Origin of the sequence: Streptomyces sp. FH025, assembly GCF_017427025.1 — a bacterium.
GTDB lineage: Bacteria > Actinomycetota > Actinomycetes > Streptomycetales > Streptomycetaceae > Kitasatospora.
In genome coordinates, this window is record NZ_JAFLNG010001123.1 from 1 (window position 1) to 1505 (window position 1505).

1 protein-coding gene is annotated in these 1505 nt (G+C 70.8%); it reads right to left on the reverse strand.

Translation table 11 applies throughout. The features are described from left to right. Positions 1-35 precede the first annotated feature (35 nt). Positions 36-1244, reverse strand: a complete 1209-nt coding sequence (locus tag J0670_RS37855) for an IS110 family transposase (protein ID WP_207817303.1) — start codon at positions 1242-1244, stop codon at positions 36-38. Positions 1245-1505: the final 261 nt, after the last annotated feature.

The following is a 1505-nucleotide window of genomic DNA, read 5'->3' on the forward strand; positions in this document are numbered from 1 at the left end:
GGGTGCCTCTATGTCCTTCGTCAAGGCTGCGCGGGTCATGCTGGCACGGATTCGGGGGTGCGGGTCTCGTAGAGGGTGCCGTCTCGGAGCATGGCGAAAAGGACGCTGATGCGTTGGCGGGCGAGGCGGAGGAGGGCCTGGGTGTGGGTCTTGCCGCGGTCTCGTTGCCGGTCGTAGTAGGCCCGGGAGTCGGGGTCGTGGAGGGCCGCGAACGCGGAGAGGAACATGGCCCGTTTCAGGAGCCGGTTGCCGGTCCGCGGGGCGTGTTCGCCATGGATGGAGGACCCGGAGGACTTCGTCGCCGGCGCCAGGCCGGCATAGGAGGCCAGGTGCGCGGCAGTGGGGAAGCTGGTGCCGTCGCCGACGGTGACCAGAAGGGTGGCGGCGGTCCTGACCCCGACTCCGGGCATCGAGGTCAGGACCGTGGAAAGAGGGTGGGCCTCCAGCAGTTCGCCGATCTGGGCTTCGACGGCGCGTCGCTGTTCGTGGACGGCGGCGAGCGAGCGGGCCAGGGAGGGCACCACGACGTCCAGGGTGGTGGTGCCCGGGACGACGACGGTCTGCTCGTCGAGCGCGTCGAAGATCTCGTCGACCAGGCGTTCGGCCATGCGCGGGGCCTTGGGGCGTATCAGGGTCACGAGTCTTCGTCGGCCGGCTTTGCGCAGGGCCGCCGGGGAGCCGTGCTGTTGAAGCAGGTGGGTGACGGCGGGGTGGTCCAGGCGCGGGCCCAGGACGCGTTCGAGTGAGGGGTGGAACTGGGTGAGAAGACCGCGCAGGCGGTTGCTGGTGCGGGTGGCCTCGGCGGCGAGGTCCTGGTCGAAGCCGGTCAGGACGGTGAGCTGGGCTGCGGTCTCGTCGGCGAGTTCGAGGGCGCGCAGGGTGTGGGGCATGGTGCGGGCGGCGTCCGCGATCACGTGGGCGTCGCGGGCGTCGGTCTTGGCCTCGCCGGGGTAGAGGTCGGCGATGCGGCGCATCGCCAGGCCGGGCAGGTAGGCGACCTCGCAGCCGGCGTCACGGGCCACCGCCAGGGGCAGGGCGCCGATCGAGGCCGGCTGGTCGACGATGACCAGGACGCGGCCGAACTTGGCGGTGAGCTTGTCGAAGACGGCCCGCAGTTTCGGTTCGCTGTTGGGCAGCCGCTTGTCGAACACGGTCTTTCCCGCTGCGGTCAGGCCGTGGCCGTGGTGGTCGCCCTTGCCGACGTCCAGGCCGAGGAAGACCGCGATGTCACTCGTGTCGAACACCGAACCCCCCGAAGGTCGTTCACCGTCCCGGCCTCGCCCATCGGCACCGTTCGCGCGCATCCACGTTACGCAGACCCGGCACCCGTCAGCGGCCGGGCATTGCGCTCGGCCGGGTGCCGGTCAGGCCTCTCATCAGCGGTCACACGGTGCTCCGGGCCCGGTGACACCACCCCCCAGGTCATGCGATCGACAGGGGGCAACAGTCATGCCGGACCCGGAGGCCAGGAGCCCCGTTTCAGGGCCACGAAGAAGGTAACGGGG